We start from the raw sequence: 16,694 nt of genomic DNA on the forward strand, positions 1-16,694 counted from the left end.
GCCGAACCCTACACGCGATCCAGGGCCTGCGCGAGATCGGCCAGCAGCGAATCGGCCTCTTCCAGGCCCACCGACAGCCGCACCAGATTCACCGGCACCTGGCCGGGCCGCTGCTGGCCCACGCGCGTATCCGGCGGATAGACCACGGCCACCGGAAACAGCAGCGATTCGTAGCCGCCCCAGGACACCGTCATCAGCACGCGCTGCAGCGCATCGCAGAAGCGCTCCACCGCCGCCGTCGTGTCGCAGCGGATGGTGAACGAGAGCAGGCCGCTGGCGCCGCGGGTCTGGCGCCGGCTCAGCCCGGCCTGGGGATAGTCCGCGTCGTGCGGATACCAGATCTGCTCGATCTTGGGGTGCGCCTTGAGGAATTCGATCACTCGCGCCGTGGTTTCGGCGACCTGGCGCATGCGCAGCGGCAAGGTGCGCAGGCCACGGATCATCAGCCAGGCATCATGCGGCGACAACATCGCGCCCAGGGTCATGTACGGCCCCTGGAACACCTCGCGGATCAGCGCCTTGCTGCCGCAGAGCACGCCGGCCAGCACGTCGCTGTGGCCGTTGAGGTACTTGGTGGCCGAATGCGCGACCAGGTCTATGCCCAAGGCGAGCGGATTCTGGTTCAGCGGCGTGGCATAGCTGTTGTCGACCAGGGTGCGGATACCGCGTGCACGCGCAAGCTGGGCCACGGCAGCGAGGTCCTGCTGCTCGTAGGTCATGGTGTTGGGGCTTTCCAGCACGACCAGACGCGTGTTCTCGCGCAGCGCGGCCTCGATCTGCTCGACATCGCTGGCATCGACGAAGCTGTGCGCCACACCGAAGCGGGCGAGGAAATCGCGTACCAGGGTCCGCGTCCAGGAATACGGCTTCTGCACGCAGACCACATGATCGCCGGCGCGCAGCCCGGCGAGCACGCCCGCGGCGATGGCCGCGGCGCCGGAGCCGAACAGCAGCGCATCCTCGGCGCCCTCCAGCGCGGCCAGCTTCTTGCGCAGGATCTCCACCGTCGGGTTGTTGCCGCGGGTGTAGACGGTCTGGTCCAGCTCGTCGGCAAAGCCCCGGCGCATGGCCGCAACCGAATCGAAGGCAAAGATCGCGCTTTGGTAGACCGGCGGCGCGACCGCGCCGCGGTGGCGCGCGCGGTCTTCCTCGCCCAGGTGGTTGAGGATGTAGCTGAGGTCGTGTTCCTGCATGGCCAAAACCGCGCTCCTGCTTCCCTGCCCCGCCCGGCTTACTTCGCGGCGGCGACGAATTCCCGCGTCGCGGCGGCCAGGCTTTCGTCCTGCAGGGCGAAATGCAGCGTGGCCTTGACCAGGCCCAGCTTGTTGCCGCAGTCGAAGCGCTCGCCCTCGAAGCGGTAGGCCAGCACGCGCTCCTGCTTGAGCAGCGCGTCGATCGCGTCGGTGAGCTGGATCTCGCCGCCGGCGCCGGGCTTGGTCGATTCCAGCAGCGAGAAGATGCGTCCCGGCAGCACGTAGCGGCCAACCACGGCCAGGTTGGACGGCGCCTCCTCGGGCTTGGGCTTTTCCACCATCAGGCGGATCAGCGCGGCGCGGTCGCTGACCGGCGTCGCATCCACGATGCCGTATTTGTTGGTCTGCTCGCGCGGCACTTCTTCGACGGCGATCACGCCGGAATTCTCGAACGCGGCCAGTTCCGCCATCTGGCGCAGCGCGCTGGCGCCGCGGTTCCAGATCAGGTCGTCCGGCAGGATCACGCCAAAGGGCTCGTTGCCGACGACCGGCTTGGCGCAGAGCACCGCATGGCCCAGGCCCAGGGCCTCGGGCTGGGTCACGAACACGCAGCGCACGTGCTTGGGCAGCACGTTCTGCACCATCGCCAGCAGTTCCTTCTTGCCGGCCTGTTCCAGCTTGGTCTCCAGCTCATAGGCCTTGTCGAAGTAGTCGGCGATGGCGTGCTTGTAGCGGTTGGTCACGAAGATCAGCGTATCGGCGCCGGCGTCGACGGCCTCGTCGACCGCGTACTGGATCAGCGGGCGGTCCAGCACCGGCAGCATTTCCTTGGCGACCACCTTGGTCGCGGGCAGGAAGCGCGTACCCAGGCCGGCGACCGGGAAGACGACCTTGCGAAGACGTTGCGACATGCGTGCTCCTTGCGGGTTATTGGCTGCGGCCGAACGGGAGAACGGCGGCCTGCTCGTTCTCGCGCCAGGCGAAATCGGGCAGCAGCACGGCCAGACAGCGGCGCAGCTGCTCCTCGTCGAATTCCTGCACGGCCTGGGCGGCGCGGGCGAGCTGGGCGTTGAGCAGTTCCCAGCTCATGCTGCGCGGCTGCGCCAGGAAGATCTTGGCGTGGGCCGTGTTGCGGTAGTTTTCCAGCGGGTGGAACAGTTCCTCGAACAGCTTCTCGCCGGGGCGCAGGCCGGTGTAGACGATCTGCACGTCGCGTCCGGGCAGCTTGCCGTTGAGGCGGATCATTTGCTCGGCCAGATCGCGTATGCGCACCGGTTCGCCCATGTCCAGCGCAAAGATCTCGCCGCCCTTGCCCAGCACCTCGGCCTGCAGGATCAGCTGGCAGGCTTCCGGAATGGTCATGAAATAGCGGGTGATCTCCGGATGGGTCACGGTGACCGGGCCGCCGGCGCGGATCTGCTCGCGGAACAGCGGCACCACGGAGCCGGCCGAATCCAGCACGTTGCCGAAACGCACCGTGATGAAGCGGGTGCGCGAGCGGCTGGCCAGGTTCTGGCAGTAGATCTCGGCCACGCGCTTGGATGCGCCCATCACGCTGGTGGGATTGACCGCCTTGTCGGTGGAAATCAGCACCATGCATTCCACGCCGTGGCGGTCGCAGGCATCGGCGACGCAGCGCGTGGCCAGCGCGTTGTTGCGCACCGCCTCGCGCAGTTGGCCCTGCAGCAGCGGCACGTGCTTGTAGGCGGCGGCGTGGAATACGACCTGGGGCTGTACCGCGGCCAGCACGTGTTCGCAGGTCGCCGCGTCGCCGGCGTTGCCGATGCGCGCGTCCAGGATCAGCTCCGGCCAGGCCGCGCGCAGTTCCTGCTCGATGCGGTACAGGTTGTACTCGGACAGTTCCAGGATGGTCAGCGAATGCGCGCCCAGGCGCGCGACCTGGCGGCACAGCTCCGAGCCGATGGAACCGCCGCCGCCGGTGACCAGCACGCGCTTGCCGGTAAGGCCGCCGCGGATCGCAGTCCAGTCCAGCTGCACCGGATCGCGTCCGAGCAGGTCCTCGATCGCGACTTCCTTCAATTCATTGAACTGCGAACGCCCCGAGACCACATCGTCCAGCCGCGGCACGGTGCGGAACGGCAGGCCGGTGGACTCGCACAGCTCCACCACCCGGCGCATCTGCGCATTGCTGGAGGACGGCATTGCGATCAGCAGCATTTCCACCGCGACTTCGGTGGCGATCTGCGGCAGTTTCTCCAGCGTGCCCAGCACCGGCACGCCGTGCAGCTTGGCGCCGCGCAGCTGCGGGTTGTCGTCGACGAAGCCGACCACGCGGTAGCGGTTCTCGCGCTTGAGATCGCGCGCCAGCGCCTCGCCGGCGCGGCCGGCACCGAGCACCAGCACGCGCTGGCTGGGACTGTCGTTGAACAGGTCCAGGCGCGAATCCTTCCAGAAACGGTAGCTCAGCCGCGGCGCGCCCAGGAACACCACCAGGGCGGCGGGATAGATCAGCAGCACGCCGCGCGGCACGGTGTGCAGGCGGTTGTAGAGGAACAGGGTGATGGCGACCAGCACCGCGCCGGTGGCGCCGGCGCGGACGATGTTCCACAGGTCCGGCAGGCTGGCGAAACGCCACAGGCCGCGGTAGAGGCCGGTCCACCAGAACACCGCCGCCTGCACCGCGAGCAGCACCACGACTTCGGGACCGAACCAGATCACCGGCTGCGGCTCGGGCAGCACGGTGTTGCGGATCGCATAGGTCGCAATCCAGGCGGCCCAGGTCATGGCCAGGTCGTGCACGACCACGGCCAGGCGCGGATGGATCAGGCCTATGCTGCGGCGGATCAGGTCAGGCACGGCGGCGCGCTCCGGCCAGTATGGCCAGCCGCGCGCGGTGGCGCAGCAGCAGACCGCCCGCATAGGCCAGCGCCACGGCGGCAAAGCCCGGCGCCAGCCCACGGCTGAGGCCGGCGAACAGCGCCAGCGGAGCGATCAGAAGGAGGTTCCACGCCATGTAGTGACTCACGATGCGGGCATGCGACCAGCCGCGACGGACCAGCCACTGATAAAGGTGTTCGCGGTGGGCACTATACCAGCGGCGTCCCTGGACAAAGCGGTAGAACAAGGTGGCGCCGGCGTCGATGAAAAAACTGCTGCCCAGCAGCAGGCCGACCGCGAACCAGCGCGCGTCGGCCAGGGCCGCGGCCCACAGCACCGCGGCGATCAGAAAACCCAGCGCACCGCTGCCGGCATCGCCGAGGAAGGTCCGCGCGCGCGGAAAGTTGAACGGCAGAAAGCCCAGACTGGCTGCGGCCAACAGCAGCGGCAGGCTGCCCAGGCCATGCGCCAGGCCCAGCGCGCCCAGCCCGGCGACAGCGCCGAAGATCCAGACCGCCTGCAGGCTGAGAAAGCCATTGATGCCGTCCATGAAGTTGTGCAGGTTGATCGACCATACCGTGCTCAGCAGCACCACCGCGCCCAGCGCGATCTGCCACGGCAGCGCCAGCGCCGGCAGGGGCAAGGCCAGCGCCAGCAGCAGGCCGGCCAGCAGGTGCACCAGGATGCGCGGCAGCGGCTCCAGCGAGGCGTGATCGTCCCACCAGCCGACCAGGGCGACCGCAGCCAGGCCCAGCGCCGGCAGCAGGCCAGCACCGGCCCAGGGCGGCAGCAGCGGCCCGGCGCAGACCAGTACGGCGACGACAATGGCCATGCCGCCGCCGCGCGGCGTAGGCACGCTGTGGGCGCGGCGCTGGCCGGGCAGGTCCAGCATGCGCCGGGCCTGCGCATAGCGGATCACCGCCTCGGTCAGCAGCGCCGCCAGCAGCAGCGCCGCGATGCACCAGAAGATCGGTTGGGAATTCACGGGCTATTCGTTGGCCACGCCATGGATGGGCCGCACCGAGCCCCAGCTCTTGCAGCTGGGACATTGCCAATGGTGCGCCTTGGCGCCGAAGCCGCAGCGGTTGCAGCGGTACATGGCCTGCCCTTCCACCAGTTTGCGCGTGAGGTCCTGCAGGATCAGCAGGTTCTCCCGCGCCTCGCCCGTGGCGCTGTGCAAGGTGGCATTGATCAGCGCCATCAGGCCGCGCACCGAAGGCCGCTGGCGCAGCTGGCGGGTGAGGAAATCCACTGCCGCTTCCTCGCCCTGGTTGCGCGCGTACAGCTTGCTCAGCGCCAGTACCGGCGAGATGCCGTGGTAGCGCTCGATGATGCGGCAGAGAAATTCCTCGGCGCGCTGCATCTGCTGGCTCTTGGCATAGGCGTCCAGCAGCAGCGGCAGGATCTCGGGCACGAAATCGACATCGTGCTCGGCCACGCGCTCGAACGCGGTCACCGCCTCGACATAGCGTTCCTGGTCGGCCAGCACCTGGCCCTGCAGCATGCTCGCACGCACATTGCGCGGGGCGCAGTCGAACGCGGCCTGGATATGCTCGCTGGCATCGGCGAAACGCTTCTGCGCGCGCGCCTCGGTGGCCAGTTCGCAATGGAACTGGGCGATCAGCGCGCACTGCGTCTCGCCGGTCATTTCCTCCAGCCGGCGCGCATGGGCGATGGCCTTGTCCCAGTCGCGCTCGTGCTGGTAGATCGCGATGAGATGCTTGAGCGCCGACGGCGCGTGGGCGCGCATCGCGACCAGGTCGGAGAACAGGGTTTCGGCGCGATCGAGCAGGCCGGCGCGCATGTAGTCCTCGCCCAGTTCCAGCAGGGCGACGGTCTTCATCGCATCGCTGAGGTCTTCGCGGGCGATCAGGTTCTGGTGTACGCGGATGGCGCGGTCCACTTCGCCGCGGCGCCGGAACAGGTTGCCCAGGGCGAGGTGGGTTTCGACGGTATCGCGGTTGACCTCGGCCAGCTTGACGAAGACCTCGATGGCCTTGTCCTGCTGCTCGTTCAGAAGATAGTTCAGGCCGCGGAAATAACTGCTGCTGAGCGCACTGACACGTTCGCCCGACGTGCGCGCGCTGGAGCGGCGGGCGATCCACCAGCCCGAGAACGCGGCCACCGGCAACAGCAGGAACAGCAGGTAGAGCGGATTCATTGAGCGCCGTTCACTCCGCCGCTGCGGCTTCGGGCGCCTCGCGCCGTTGCTCGCGCTGCAGCTGATCGCGCCGCTGCCGCGCCAGGCGGCGCTTCAGCGGCAGGATCACGCCCAGCCACAGTGTCAGGCCGGCCACCAGCCAGCCGGCGAGGAAGGCCGCCAGCAGGGCCGCGCCCTTGTGCAGGGCAGGCTGGAAGAAATAGAAATCGAACGCGACGCTGTCGCCGTTCAGCGCGCCGAACACGGCGCCGGCGAGGACAAACAACAGAGCAAGAAGGGTCCAGACGACTCGCATGGCAGATCCGGGTCGGGGCGCGCCTGCGCCGGGGGCGCAGGGCTCAGCGGATGGGATCTTCGGACTGGTTCACCCGCTCGCGCAATTCCTTGCCCGGCTTGAAGTGCGGCACATGCTTGCCCGGCAGCGCGACGGCGGCGCCGGTCTTGGGGTTGCGCCCCATGCGCGGCGGACGGAAATGCAGGGAAAAACTGCCGAAGCCGCGTATCTCGATACGTTCGCCGCCAGACAGGGCCTGGCTCATCTGCTCAAGCAGGTTTTTCACCGCCAGCTCGACATCATTGAACGCAAGGTGCTTCTGCCGGTCGGCCAGGGCCTCGATCAGCTCGGACTTGGTCATGGGTAGTTCGGCTCCGCCGGGTAGAGTTCCGTTACGGAACGCGAGCTTAGCGCATTCCGCGAATCCATTCACGTAGTTGCAGCGGCCAACTGCGTCAAATCATGGCCAAAAAGAATGGCGGCCGAAGCCGCCATTCAGAAAACCCCTGCCGGCCGGTACAGGAAGGCCCTGCCCGGCCGGCCCGGTGCTTACTTCTTCAGCTGTTCCTTGAGCAGCGCGCCGAGCTTGGCGGTGCCCAGGGTGGAGGACTGGTATTCCTCCAGCGCCGAAGCAAGCTCTTCCTCGTCCTTGGCGCGGATCGACAGCTGCAGGGTGCGGCCCTTGCGGTCCATGCCGATGAACTTGGCTTCGACCTTGTCGCCCACCTTCAGGTGCTGGGTCGCATCGTCGATGCGTTCCTTGGCGATGTCGTTGGCACGCAGGTAGCCCTCGACGCCGTCGCCCAGGTCGATGGTCGCGCCGCGCGCGTCCACTTCCTTGACGGTACCGGTGACGATGCTGCCCTTGGGCGAGCCGGCCATGAACTGGCCGAACGGATCCTGTTCCAGCTGCTTGATGCCCAGCGAGATGCGCTCGCGCTCCGGATCCACCGCCAGCACCACGGCCTCGACTTCGTCGCCCTTCTTGAACTGGCGGACGAGGTCTTCGCCGGTAGCCTGCCAGGAGATGTCGGACAGGTGAACCAGGCCGTCGATGCCGCCTTCCAGGCCGACGAAGATGCCGAAGTCGGTGATCGACTTGATCTGGCCGCGCACCTTGTCGTTCTTCTTGTGGATGGCCGCGAAGGTTTCCCACGGGTTGGACTGGGTCTGCTTGATGCCCAGCGAAATGCGGCGGCGCTCTTCATCCACGTCGAGCACCATGACCTGCACTTCGTCGCCGACCTGAACCAGCTTGCTCGGGTTGACGTTCTTGTTGGTCCAGTCCATCTCGGACACGTGCACCAGGCCTTCCACGCCCGGCTCCAGCTCGACGAAGCAGCCGTAGTCGGTGACGTTGGAGACCTTGCCGAACAGGCGGGTGTTGGCCGGATAGCGGCGGGCGATGTTGACCCACGGATCCTCGCCCATCTGCTTGAGGCCCAGCGAGACGCGGTTGCGCTCGCGGTCGAACTTCAGCACGCGGACGTCCAGCTCGTCGCCGACGTTGACCACTTCGGACGGATGGCGCACGCGCTTCCACGCCATGTCGGTGATGTGCAGCAGGCCGTCGATGCCGCCGAGGTCGACGAACGCGCCGTAGTCGGTGAGGTTCTTGACCACGCCCTTGATGACCGCGCCTTCCTGCAGCTTTTCCAGCAGCGATTCGCGCTCGGCGCTGAATTCGCTTTCCACCACGGCGCGGCGCGAGACCACGACGTTGTTGCGCTTGCGGTCGAGCTTGATGATCTTGAACTCGAGTTCCTTGCCCTCGAGGTAGACCGGATCGCGCACCGGGCGCACGTCGACCAGGGAGCCCGGCAGGAACGCGCGCACATCCTTGATGTCGACGGTGAAGCCGCCCTTGACCTTGCCGCTGATGCGGCCGGTGACGGTGGCGTTGGCCTTCTGCGCCTCTTCGAGTTCGTCCCACACGAGCGAGCGCTTGGCCTTCTCGCGCGAGAGCATGGTCTCGCCGAACCCGTTCTCCAGCGAATCCAGGGCGACCTTGACCTCGTCGCCCACGGCCACTTCGAGCTCGCCGCGTTCGTTGCGGAATTGCTCGATGGGCACGATGCCCTCGGACTTGAGCCCGGCGTTGACGACGACGACGTCCGACTTGATGTCGACCACGACGCCGGTAACGATGGTGCCCGGCTTGAATTTGATCAGGGCTTCGCTCTGTTCAAACAGTTCGGCAAAACTTTCAGTCATGTTGATTCCAGAATGGAAAAAAGCCGCAGTGCGGGCAGCATGGAGACTGTCCCGGCACGACCGGCTTGCCTGTTGGGGCGCCCTTGCGGACACCATTGAATTCCCCGCGATGCGGGACCTTTTCCCTTTGTGCAAAACCGAAGAAGGCGATGCTCAGGCCGGCCGGATCAGGCTCAGCACCTGTTCCACGACGGCGTCGACGGGCATTCCGGTCGAGTCGATGAGGACGGCATCGGCTGCCGGCTTCAGCGGAGCCACGGGACGGGCCGCATCGCGGGCGTCGCGCGCTTCGATCTCGCGCAAAAGGGATGCAAGTGTAACGGCGAGGCCCTTGTCCTTCAACTGCTTATAGCGCCGCTTCGCGCGCTCCTCGGCGCTGGCGGTGAGAAAGACCTTGACCCCGGCGTCCGGGAAAATCACCGTGCCCATGTCGCGCCCGTCGGCGACCAGGCCCGGGGCGCGGCGGAAGCTGAGCTGCTTGTCGACCAGGGCCGCGCGCACCGACGGAATCGCCGCGATGGCGGACGCGACAGCACCGACGGTTTCCGTGCGCAGATCGTCGGTGGAGTCGTGAGAATTGACGTAAACCCTTGTTTCGCGACCATCTTTCGGATCACGGAAGGTGATCTTGGTGGTCTCGGCACAGCGCGTCATGGCCTCGGTATCGGACAGGTCCAGCCCGGCCATGGAAGCGGCATAGCCCACCGCCCGGTACAGCGCGCCGGAGTCCAGCAGATGCCAGCCCAGCCGTTCGGCCACCACACGGGCGACGGTGCCCTTGCCCGAGCCCGAGGGCCCGTCGATGGTCAACACGGGGATGGGCTTGTCGGATCGGCTCATGGGCGCTCTGGCGGTCGGAACAAACCTGCGGATTCTAGCAGCTTGGCCGGGGTGAGTGCCGCGTCCGGCTGGATGTTGCCAGGCCCGGCCACAATATAGCGGCGCGGCACCGCGGAGCCTGTTCCATTCAGACGGCGCCGGCAGGGCCAAGGCTCCGCTCTGCTGGCAGCATCCCGGCTCGCGGCACCTGGGTTCAGAAAACCGCGCCGGCTCCTGCGCACCAGGACGAAAACGCACCGCGCCCGGCAGTCATGGCAAGGAATGTCGAGGTTCTGCCGCCCCGCCCAGTGGATTCAGGCTTTGTCGACCGCGTAATTCAACGCCAGCTCATCGCCCGGCAGACCGCGTATGCCCCAATTCGCCCGCGGCGTCTCCACCAGGGTGATCTCGATGTCGTTGACATGCAGTTCCAGCTGCGCCGACAGGCGAGCGATCAGCAGCCGTATCAGCTGCTTGCGGACATCCACGCTGCGGCCTTCGAACAGGTGGATTTCCAGGATGGTATAGCGCTCGCTGCGGTCGGCCGGGTGGATGAAATCCTCGGCCTCCAGCGCGATGAAGCGCTGGAAGCGCTTTTCCGCCGGCAGCCCCAGCGCCTCGGCCAGGCAGGACTGGATCAGCTCCGACAGTGCCCCGCGGCGGCCCTGCAGCCATTCGCGCCGCGCGTAGATCTTGACCTGGGCCATGCGTCACTCCTGAACGTGTTCAGGCCGCCGTGCCCAGCGCAAAGCCGCAGCCGTTGGCCAGCTCGACGAAGCCGGGGAACGAGGTCGCCACATTGGCGCAGTCACGGATGCGCACCGCGCCGTCGGCCAGCAGGCCGGCAACGGCGAAGCTCATGGCGCAGCGGTGGTCGCCAACGCTGTCGACCTCTCCCGCACCGAAACGGCCGCCCTGGATCACCGCGCCGTCCGGCGTTTCCGTGATCGCCGCGCCCAGGGTGCGCAGGCCGCGCGCCATCACGGCGATACGGTCGGATTCCTTGACCCGCAGCTCCGCCGCGCCAGTGATGCGGGTCTCGCCTTCGGCCGCGGCCGCGGCCACGAACAGGGCCGGGAATTCGTCGATCATGTCCGGCACCAGCGCCTCGGGCACGGCAATGCCGCGCAGGCGCGCATGGCGCACGCGCAGGTCGGCGACAGCTTCGCCGCCGAGTTCGCGCCGGTTTTCCTGCACGATGTCCGCGCCCATCAGGCGCAGCGCCTCGAGCAGTCCGGTGCGGCGCGGATTGATGCCGACTTCGCGCAGCAGCAGGTCCGAGCCCGGCACGATGCTGGCCGCGACCAGGAAGAATGCCGCCGAGGAGAAATCCGCCGGCACCACCACATCGGCCGCACGCAGGCTGTGCCCGCCGCTCAGACTGGCGCGGCCTTCGCTGAAGCGGATGGGCCAGCCGAAGGCGGCCAGCATGCGCTCGGTGTAGTCGCGCGTGGGATGCGGCTCCACCACCGTGGTCTCGCCTTCGGCGTAGAGACCGGCCAGCAGCAGCGCGGACTTGACCTGGGCACTGGCCACCGGCAGTGCGTAATCGATGCCGCGCAGGCGGCGTCCACCATGGATGCGCAGCGGCGGCAGGCCGCCCTCCTCCGCCTCGATCAGCGCGCCCATGCGGCCCAGCGGTTCGATCACCCGGCGCATGGGCCGGCGCGACAGGGATTCGTCGCCGATCAGGCGCGAATCGAAGGATTGTCCGGCGAGCAGGCCGGCCAGCAGGCGCATGCCGGTGCCGGCATTGCCGCAGTCGATCGCGCCGGCGGCCGCGGCCAGGCCGTGCAGGCCGACGCCGTGCACGCGGCGCTCGCTGGCGCTGGGCTGCTCCACACGCACGCCCATGGCGGCAAAGGCGCGCGCGGTGGCGCGGGTGTCCTCGCCTTCGAGAAAACCGCTGATGGAGGAAATGCCATCGGCCAGCGAGGCAAACATCACCGCACGATGCGAGATGGACTTGTCGCCGGGTACGCGAACGTCGCCTTGCAGCGGACCGGCGCGCAGGCTGGTCCAGACATCGCCGCCGCTCATGCCAGCGCCTCCAGCAGGCGCTCGCTCTCGCTGCGCAGGCCTACGCTGATACGCAGGCAGTTGGGCAGGCCGTAGCCGGCCATGGGCCGCACGACCACCGCATGACGGAACAGCTTTTCTTCGATTTCGCGCGCGTCGCGGCCGAAATCCACCAGCAGGAAATTGGTCTGCGACGGGAACACGCGCAGGCCGCGCTCGCGCAGCCGTGCCGCCAGCCATTCGCGCTCGGCCGCGGTGTGCTCGCGGATGCGTGCCGCATGCGCCGTATCGGCCAGGGCCGCCTCGGCAGCGACCAGGCCCAGGCTGTTGACGTTGAAGGATTCGCGCAGGCGCTCCAGCACGGCGATGGCCTCAGCCGAACCGACCGCATAGCCCACGCGCAGGCCGGCCAGGGCGTGGGCCTTGGAGAACGTGCGGGTGACGATGAGATTGCGCCGGCCGCCGCCGCGCAGCAGGCGCACAGCCGAACTGGCGCCCGGCGCGGTGACGTACTCGGCATAAGCCTCGTCGACGACAACGACGACATGATCCGGCAGCCGGCCCAGGAATTCGTCCAGCGCCGCGTCGTCGAACCAGGTGCCGGTGGGATTGTTCGGATTGGCGACGAACAGCAGCCGCGTATCCGGCCGCACCGCCGCGGCCAGGGCGGCGAGATCGTGTCCCAGCGGCGCCGCCGCATGGTCGGCCGGCAGCGCCGGCACACAGATAGCCTGGGCGCCGGCCGCAGCCGTACCGATGGCGAACACGGCGAAGCCGTACTGCGAATACACCACCGAACTCTGCGCATCGGCGAAGCACTGCGCAATCAGCATCAGCAGTTCGTGCGAGCCGTTGCCCAGCGCGATCTGCGCCGTCTCCACCCCCAGCTGTGCGGCCAGCGCGCGCTTGAGCGCGCCGCCCTTGGGATCGGGATAGCGGTAGATGTCAGGGAGCGCCGCGGTGATCGCCGCCGCCACCGCCGGGCTCGCGCCCAGCGAGGTCTCGTTGGAACCCAGCTCGATCAGGCGCGCACCGTATTCCGTGCGCAGCGCGGGCAGGTCATGGCCCGGATCATAGGCGCGCAGTTTCTGCGTCGCCGCGTTGGCCAGCGAAAGGATTTCCCGGCTCACAGCAGTGCCACCGGATAGGAACCCAGTACCTTCAGCTCGGCCGCGCGCGCCGCCGCGGCGGCAATGGCGCCGCTCATGCGCGGATCCTCGACATGCCCTTCCACTTCGACAAAGAACACATATTCCCATTTTCCCGTACGCGCCGGGCGCGATTCGATCTTGGTCATGGACAGGCCCTGCTCGGCGAACGGCGTGAGCAGTTCGTACAGCGCACCGGGCTTGTCCTTGACCGACATCAGCAGCGAGGTCTTGTCATGGCCCGAGGCCGGGAACAGCTCGCGGCCGATCACGAAGAAGCGCGTGGTGTTGTCCGGGCGGTCCTCGATCGAACGCGATACCACTTTGAGGCCGTAGATATGCGCGGCAGTCTCGCCGGCGATCGCCGCGGCATCGTCGGCGTTGCGCGCGCGGCGCGCGGCCTCGGCATTGCTAGACACCGGAATGCGTTCGGCCTTGGGCAGATTGGCGCGCAGCCAGGCCTTGCACTGGCCCAGCGACTGCGGATGCGAGTACACGCGCTCGATGTCTTCCAGCCGGCCGCTGCGCGCGAGCAGGTGCTGGTGCACGCGCAGCTCGATCTCGCCGCAGATCTTCAGCGGCGAGGTGACGAACAGGTCCAGCGAGGAATTCACCGTGCCTTCGCTGGAGTTCTCGATCGGCACCACGCCGAAGTCGGCATTGCCGGCCGCCACTTCCTGGAACACTTCGTCGATGGTCGCCAGCGGCAGGCCCTTGATGGAATGGCCGAAGTGCTTGAGCACGGCCTGCTGGCTGAAGGTGCCTTCCGGGCCGAGGAAGCCGATCTTGAGCGGCTCCTGCTGGGCCAGGCAGGCCGACATGATCTCGCGGAACAGCCGCACCATTTCCTCGTTGCTGAGCGGGCCGCCGGCATTGCGGTCGATGACCATGCGCAGCACCTGGGCCTCGCGCTCGGGCCGGTAGTAGTCCACGGCGGCCTTGAGTTCGCCCTTGGCCTTGCCGACCTGCTGCGCCCAGCGGGCACGCTCGGCGATGAGCTGCTGGATTTCGCGGTCAATGGCGTCGATGCGCTGGCGGGTCTGGGCCAGGTCCAGCGGTGCGGAGGAATCGGAAGCGTTCATTGCGGTCTCTGGTTCAACAGTGCAGCTTATACGCGATGCGGCCGCGCGTACGGATATGTGATTGCGCGATAAGCGCGCCGGCCCTCAGAAAAGCTTGCCGGGGTTCATGACGCCGTTGGGATCCAGCACGGCGCGGATGCCGCGCATCAGGGCGATCTCCTCTGCACTGCGCGCGCTGGCCAGATAGGGCTTCTTGACCAGGCCTATGCCGTGCTCGGCCGAAATGCTGCCGCCGTGCTGCTGCAGCACCTCGCACATCAGCTCGGTCACGCGCTCGCACTCGGCGATGAAAGCGGGATAGTCCAGCTCCGCCGGCTTGACGATGTTGATGTGCAGGTTGCCATCGCCGATATGACCGAACCAGACCACGTCGAAGGCCGGATATTCCCGCGTCAGCAGCGCCTGCATCGCCTGCAGGAAGGCCGGCACCACGCTGATGCGCACGGAAATGTCGTTCTTGTACGGCTTGTGCGGCGCCAGGCTTTCGGTGATGCCCTCGCGCAGGCGCCACAGGCTGCGCGCCTGGGCCTCGCTCTGGCTGATCACGCCGTCGCTGACCCAGCCCTGCTCCAGGCAATGCTCGAACACCGCCAGGGCCTGTGCCTGGGCGGCTTCGTCGGCGGCGTCGAACTCGGTCACCACGTAGTACGGCGAATCCTCGCCGAACGGGCGCTGGGCGCCATGCGCGGCGACGTGATGCAGGGCGCGGTCGGTGAAGAACTCGAACGCGCTCAGGCTCAGGCGCGCGCGGCAGGTGGCGTAGACCTGCATCAGCGCATCCATGTGCGGCACCGCAAACAGCAGCACCTGCGAAGGCGGCGGCGCGTCGGTCAGGCTCAAGGTGGCCTCGACCACGATGCCCAGGGTGCCTTCGGAACCGATGAACAGATGGCGCAGGTCGTAGCCGGTGGCGTTCTTGATCAGGCCGCGGTTGAGATCCAGCAGTTCGCCCGCGCCGGTGACCACTTTCAGCCCGGCGATCCAGTTGCGCGTATTGCCGTAGCGGATCACGCGGATGCCGCCGGCGTTGGTGGCGATGTTGCCGCCGATCTGGCAGGAGCCGCGCGCGCCGAAATCCACCGGGTAAATCAGGCCATGCCCACGCGCCGCGTTGTGCACAGCCTCCAGCGCAATGCCGGGCTGCACCGTGAGCGTGCGGTCGACCGCGTCGAAGCCCAGCACGCGGTTCATGCGCTCCAGGCTGATGACCAATTCGCCATTGGCCGCGACCGCGCCGCCGGAAAGCCCGGTGCGGCCGCCCGAAGGCACCACGGCCACGCCGGCCGCGTTGGCCCAGCGCACCAGGGCCTGGACTTCCTCCGCACTGGCCGGCAGCGCTATCGCCAGCGGTGCCGGCGTCCAGCGCCGCGTCCAGTCGCGGCCGTAATGTTCCAGTTCCGCCGCCTCGGTCAAAAGCTTCAGTCCAGGCAGGCTGGCGCGCAGGTCGGCAAGGGACGGCGTGTTCATGCGGGCTCCGGCAGGGGATCGGGCGAGCCTGCCAGCGATGTCATTAGCCGTCCAGTGCTGCATTGCGGCAGACTGGATTCCATTGGCATAGTTCGCTTTCTGCGCGGATACGATGCGGCCGCGCTACTACACCAATTCCCTGGCGCGATCAAACAATGAAGAAGACGTCTTACCCCAAGCAGGACATCCGCGTGCTGCTGCTGGAAGGCATCAGCCGCAGCGCGGTGGAAACCTTCCAGAATGCCGGCTATTCGCAGATCGAGCTGCACGACAAGTCCCTGCCCGAGGCCGAACTCAAGCAGCGCATCGCCGAGGCCCACCTGATCGGCATTCGCTCGCGCAGCCAGCTCAGCGCCGAGGTGCTGGAGCACGCCAAGCGCCTGATCGCCATAGGCTGCTTCTGCATCGGCACCAACCAGGTCGACCTGGGCGCGGCCAAGGCCGCCGGCATCCCGGTCTTCAACGCGCCCTATTCCAACACCCGCAGCGTGGCCGAGCTGGTCATCGCCGAAGCCATATTGCTGATGCGGCGGATTCCGCAAAAGAACGCCGAATGCCACCGCGGCGGCTGGTCCAAGTCCGCCGCCGGCAGCTTCGAGGTGCGCGACAAGGTGCTGGGCATCATCGGCTACGGCCATATCGGTACCCAGGTCGGCCTGCTCGCCGAGGCCCTGGGCATGCGCGTGATCTACCACGACATCGAAACCAAGCTCGCCCTGGGCAACGCGCGTCCGGCGCTGAGCCTGAACGACCTGCTCGGCCGCGCCGACATCGTCACCCTGCACGTACCGGAAACCCCGGCCACGCAGATGATGATGGGCGCCGAACAGTTCGGCCGCATGCGCCCCGGCAGCATGCTGATCAACGCCTCCCGCGGCACCGTGGTCGACATCGATGCGCTTGCCGCCAGCCTGCGCAGCGGCCATCTGGCCGGCGCCGCGGTCGACGTGTTCCCGGTCGAGCCCAAGGGCAACAACGATCCCTTCGTCTCGCCGCTGATCGGCATGGACAACGTGATCCTTACGCCGCACGTCGGCGGCAGCACGCTGGAAGCGCAGGACAACATCGGCATCGAGGTCGCCTCCAAGCTGGTGCGCTACAGCGACAACGGCTCCACCCTGTCGGCGGTGAACTTCCCCGAAGCCTCGCTGCCGGAACATCCGCACAGCCGGCGCCTGCTGCACATCCACAAGAATGTGCCCGGCATGCTTTCGCGCATCAACGACCTGTTCTCGCGCGAGAACGTCAACATCGACGGCCAGTACCTGCAGACCGATCCGCAGGTGGGCTACGTGGTCATCGACGTGTCCATGCCGGAAGAACGCGCGGCGGAGCTGAAGGACGCACTCGCGGCGATTCCGGGGACCTTGCGCGCCCGCGTGCTGTACTGAGGGGCCGGGGTCCGGGAAGCGGGACCGGAAACACCGCAGCGGGCGCGGTCCGGCGCGGCCGCGCCTTGCCCTGGGGGAATCCAGGGCC

15 protein-coding genes are annotated in these 16,694 nt (G+C 67.6%); 1 reads left to right on the forward strand and 14 read right to left on the reverse strand.

Annotated elements, in window-relative coordinates:
• Positions 1–8: 8 nt before the first annotated feature.
• The 14 genes from NM961_RS17045 to NM961_RS17110 all read right to left on the reverse strand — a co-directional run bounded on the left by NM961_RS17045 (position 9) and on the right by NM961_RS17110 (position 15,215).
• Positions 9–1,193, reverse strand: coding sequence for a trans-sulfuration enzyme family protein (locus NM961_RS17045; protein WP_255915619.1), 1,185 nt, complete (start codon positions 1,191–1,193; stop codon positions 9–11).
• Positions 1,194–1,231: 38 nt separating this feature from the next.
• Positions 1,232–2,104, reverse strand: a complete 873-nt coding sequence (galU, locus tag NM961_RS17050) for a UTP--glucose-1-phosphate uridylyltransferase GalU (protein ID WP_255915620.1) — start codon at positions 2,102–2,104, stop codon at positions 1,232–1,234.
• Between the two features lie 16 nt (positions 2,105–2,120).
• Complete coding sequence (locus tag NM961_RS17055) at positions 2,121–3,938, reverse strand: nucleoside-diphosphate sugar epimerase/dehydratase (protein WP_255915694.1); 1,818 nt, start codon at positions 3,936–3,938, stop codon at positions 2,121–2,123.
• Positions 3,939–4,002: 64 nt separating this feature from the next.
• A complete protein-coding gene (locus NM961_RS17060) occupies positions 4,003–5,016 on the reverse strand; it encodes an MraY family glycosyltransferase (RefSeq protein ID WP_255915621.1) in 1,014 nt (337 codons plus the stop codon).
• 3 nt (positions 5,017–5,019) lie between these two features.
• Positions 5,020–6,192, reverse strand: a complete 1,173-nt coding sequence (gene lapB / locus NM961_RS17065; protein ID WP_255915622.1) for a lipopolysaccharide assembly protein LapB — start codon at positions 6,190–6,192, stop codon at positions 5,020–5,022.
• Between the two features lie 10 nt (positions 6,193–6,202).
• The gene (locus tag NM961_RS17070; protein WP_255915623.1) at positions 6,203–6,487 is read right to left on the reverse strand and encodes a LapA family protein; all 285 of its coding nucleotides are present in this window, start codon (positions 6,485–6,487) and stop codon (positions 6,203–6,205) included.
• Positions 6,488–6,530: 43 nt separating this feature from the next.
• Positions 6,531–6,827 carry an integration host factor subunit beta gene (locus NM961_RS17075; RefSeq protein ID WP_133821022.1) on the reverse strand — a complete coding sequence of 99 codons (297 nt, stop codon included), beginning with the start codon at positions 6,825–6,827 and terminating at the stop codon, positions 6,531–6,533.
• 188 nt (positions 6,828–7,015) lie between these two features.
• Complete coding sequence (gene rpsA, locus NM961_RS17080) at positions 7,016–8,776, reverse strand: 30S ribosomal protein S1 (protein ID WP_255915624.1); 1,761 nt, start codon at positions 8,774–8,776, stop codon at positions 7,016–7,018.
• Positions 8,777–8,833: 57 nt separating this feature from the next.
• Positions 8,834–9,520 (reverse strand): (d)CMP kinase, encoded by a 687-nt coding sequence (gene cmk, locus NM961_RS17085; RefSeq protein WP_255915625.1) that lies wholly within the window; start codon positions 9,518–9,520, stop codon positions 8,834–8,836.
• Between the two features lie 293 nt (positions 9,521–9,813).
• On the reverse strand, positions 9,814–10,206 hold the full coding sequence (locus NM961_RS17090) for a tautomerase family protein (protein ID WP_255915626.1): 393 nt from the start codon (positions 10,204–10,206) through the stop codon (positions 9,814–9,816).
• A gap of 19 nt (positions 10,207–10,225) precedes the next feature.
• Positions 10,226–11,539 (reverse strand): 3-phosphoshikimate 1-carboxyvinyltransferase, encoded by a 1,314-nt coding sequence (gene aroA / locus NM961_RS17095; protein WP_255915627.1) that lies wholly within the window; start codon positions 11,537–11,539, stop codon positions 10,226–10,228.
• Positions 11,536–12,648: a histidinol-phosphate transaminase gene (gene hisC / locus NM961_RS17100; protein ID WP_255915628.1), complete on the reverse strand. Its 1,113-nt coding sequence runs from the start codon at positions 12,646–12,648 to the stop codon at positions 11,536–11,538. Before hisC ends, aroA begins: the two co-directional genes overlap by 4 nt.
• Positions 12,645–13,748 carry a prephenate dehydratase gene (gene pheA / locus NM961_RS17105; RefSeq protein ID WP_255915629.1) on the reverse strand — a complete coding sequence of 368 codons (1,104 nt, stop codon included), beginning with the start codon at positions 13,746–13,748 and terminating at the stop codon, positions 12,645–12,647. The genes hisC and pheA overlap by 4 nt, the downstream gene beginning before the upstream one ends.
• An 84-nt stretch (positions 13,749–13,832) precedes the next feature.
• The gene (locus NM961_RS17110; protein WP_255915630.1) at positions 13,833–15,215 is read right to left on the reverse strand and encodes a D-2-hydroxyglutarate dehydrogenase; all 1,383 of its coding nucleotides are present in this window, start codon (positions 15,213–15,215) and stop codon (positions 13,833–13,835) included.
• Between the two features lie 155 nt (positions 15,216–15,370).
• On the opposite strand from NM961_RS17110, the gene serA reads away from it, so the two are divergent.
• On the forward strand, positions 15,371–16,606 hold the full coding sequence (gene serA / locus NM961_RS17115) for a phosphoglycerate dehydrogenase (RefSeq protein WP_255915631.1): 1,236 nt from the start codon (positions 15,371–15,373) through the stop codon (positions 16,604–16,606).
• The last annotated feature ends 88 nt before the right edge of the window (positions 16,607–16,694 follow it).

The organism is Tahibacter harae, from assembly GCF_024437735.1.
GTDB lineage: Bacteria > Pseudomonadota > Gammaproteobacteria > Xanthomonadales > Rhodanobacteraceae > Tahibacter > Tahibacter harae.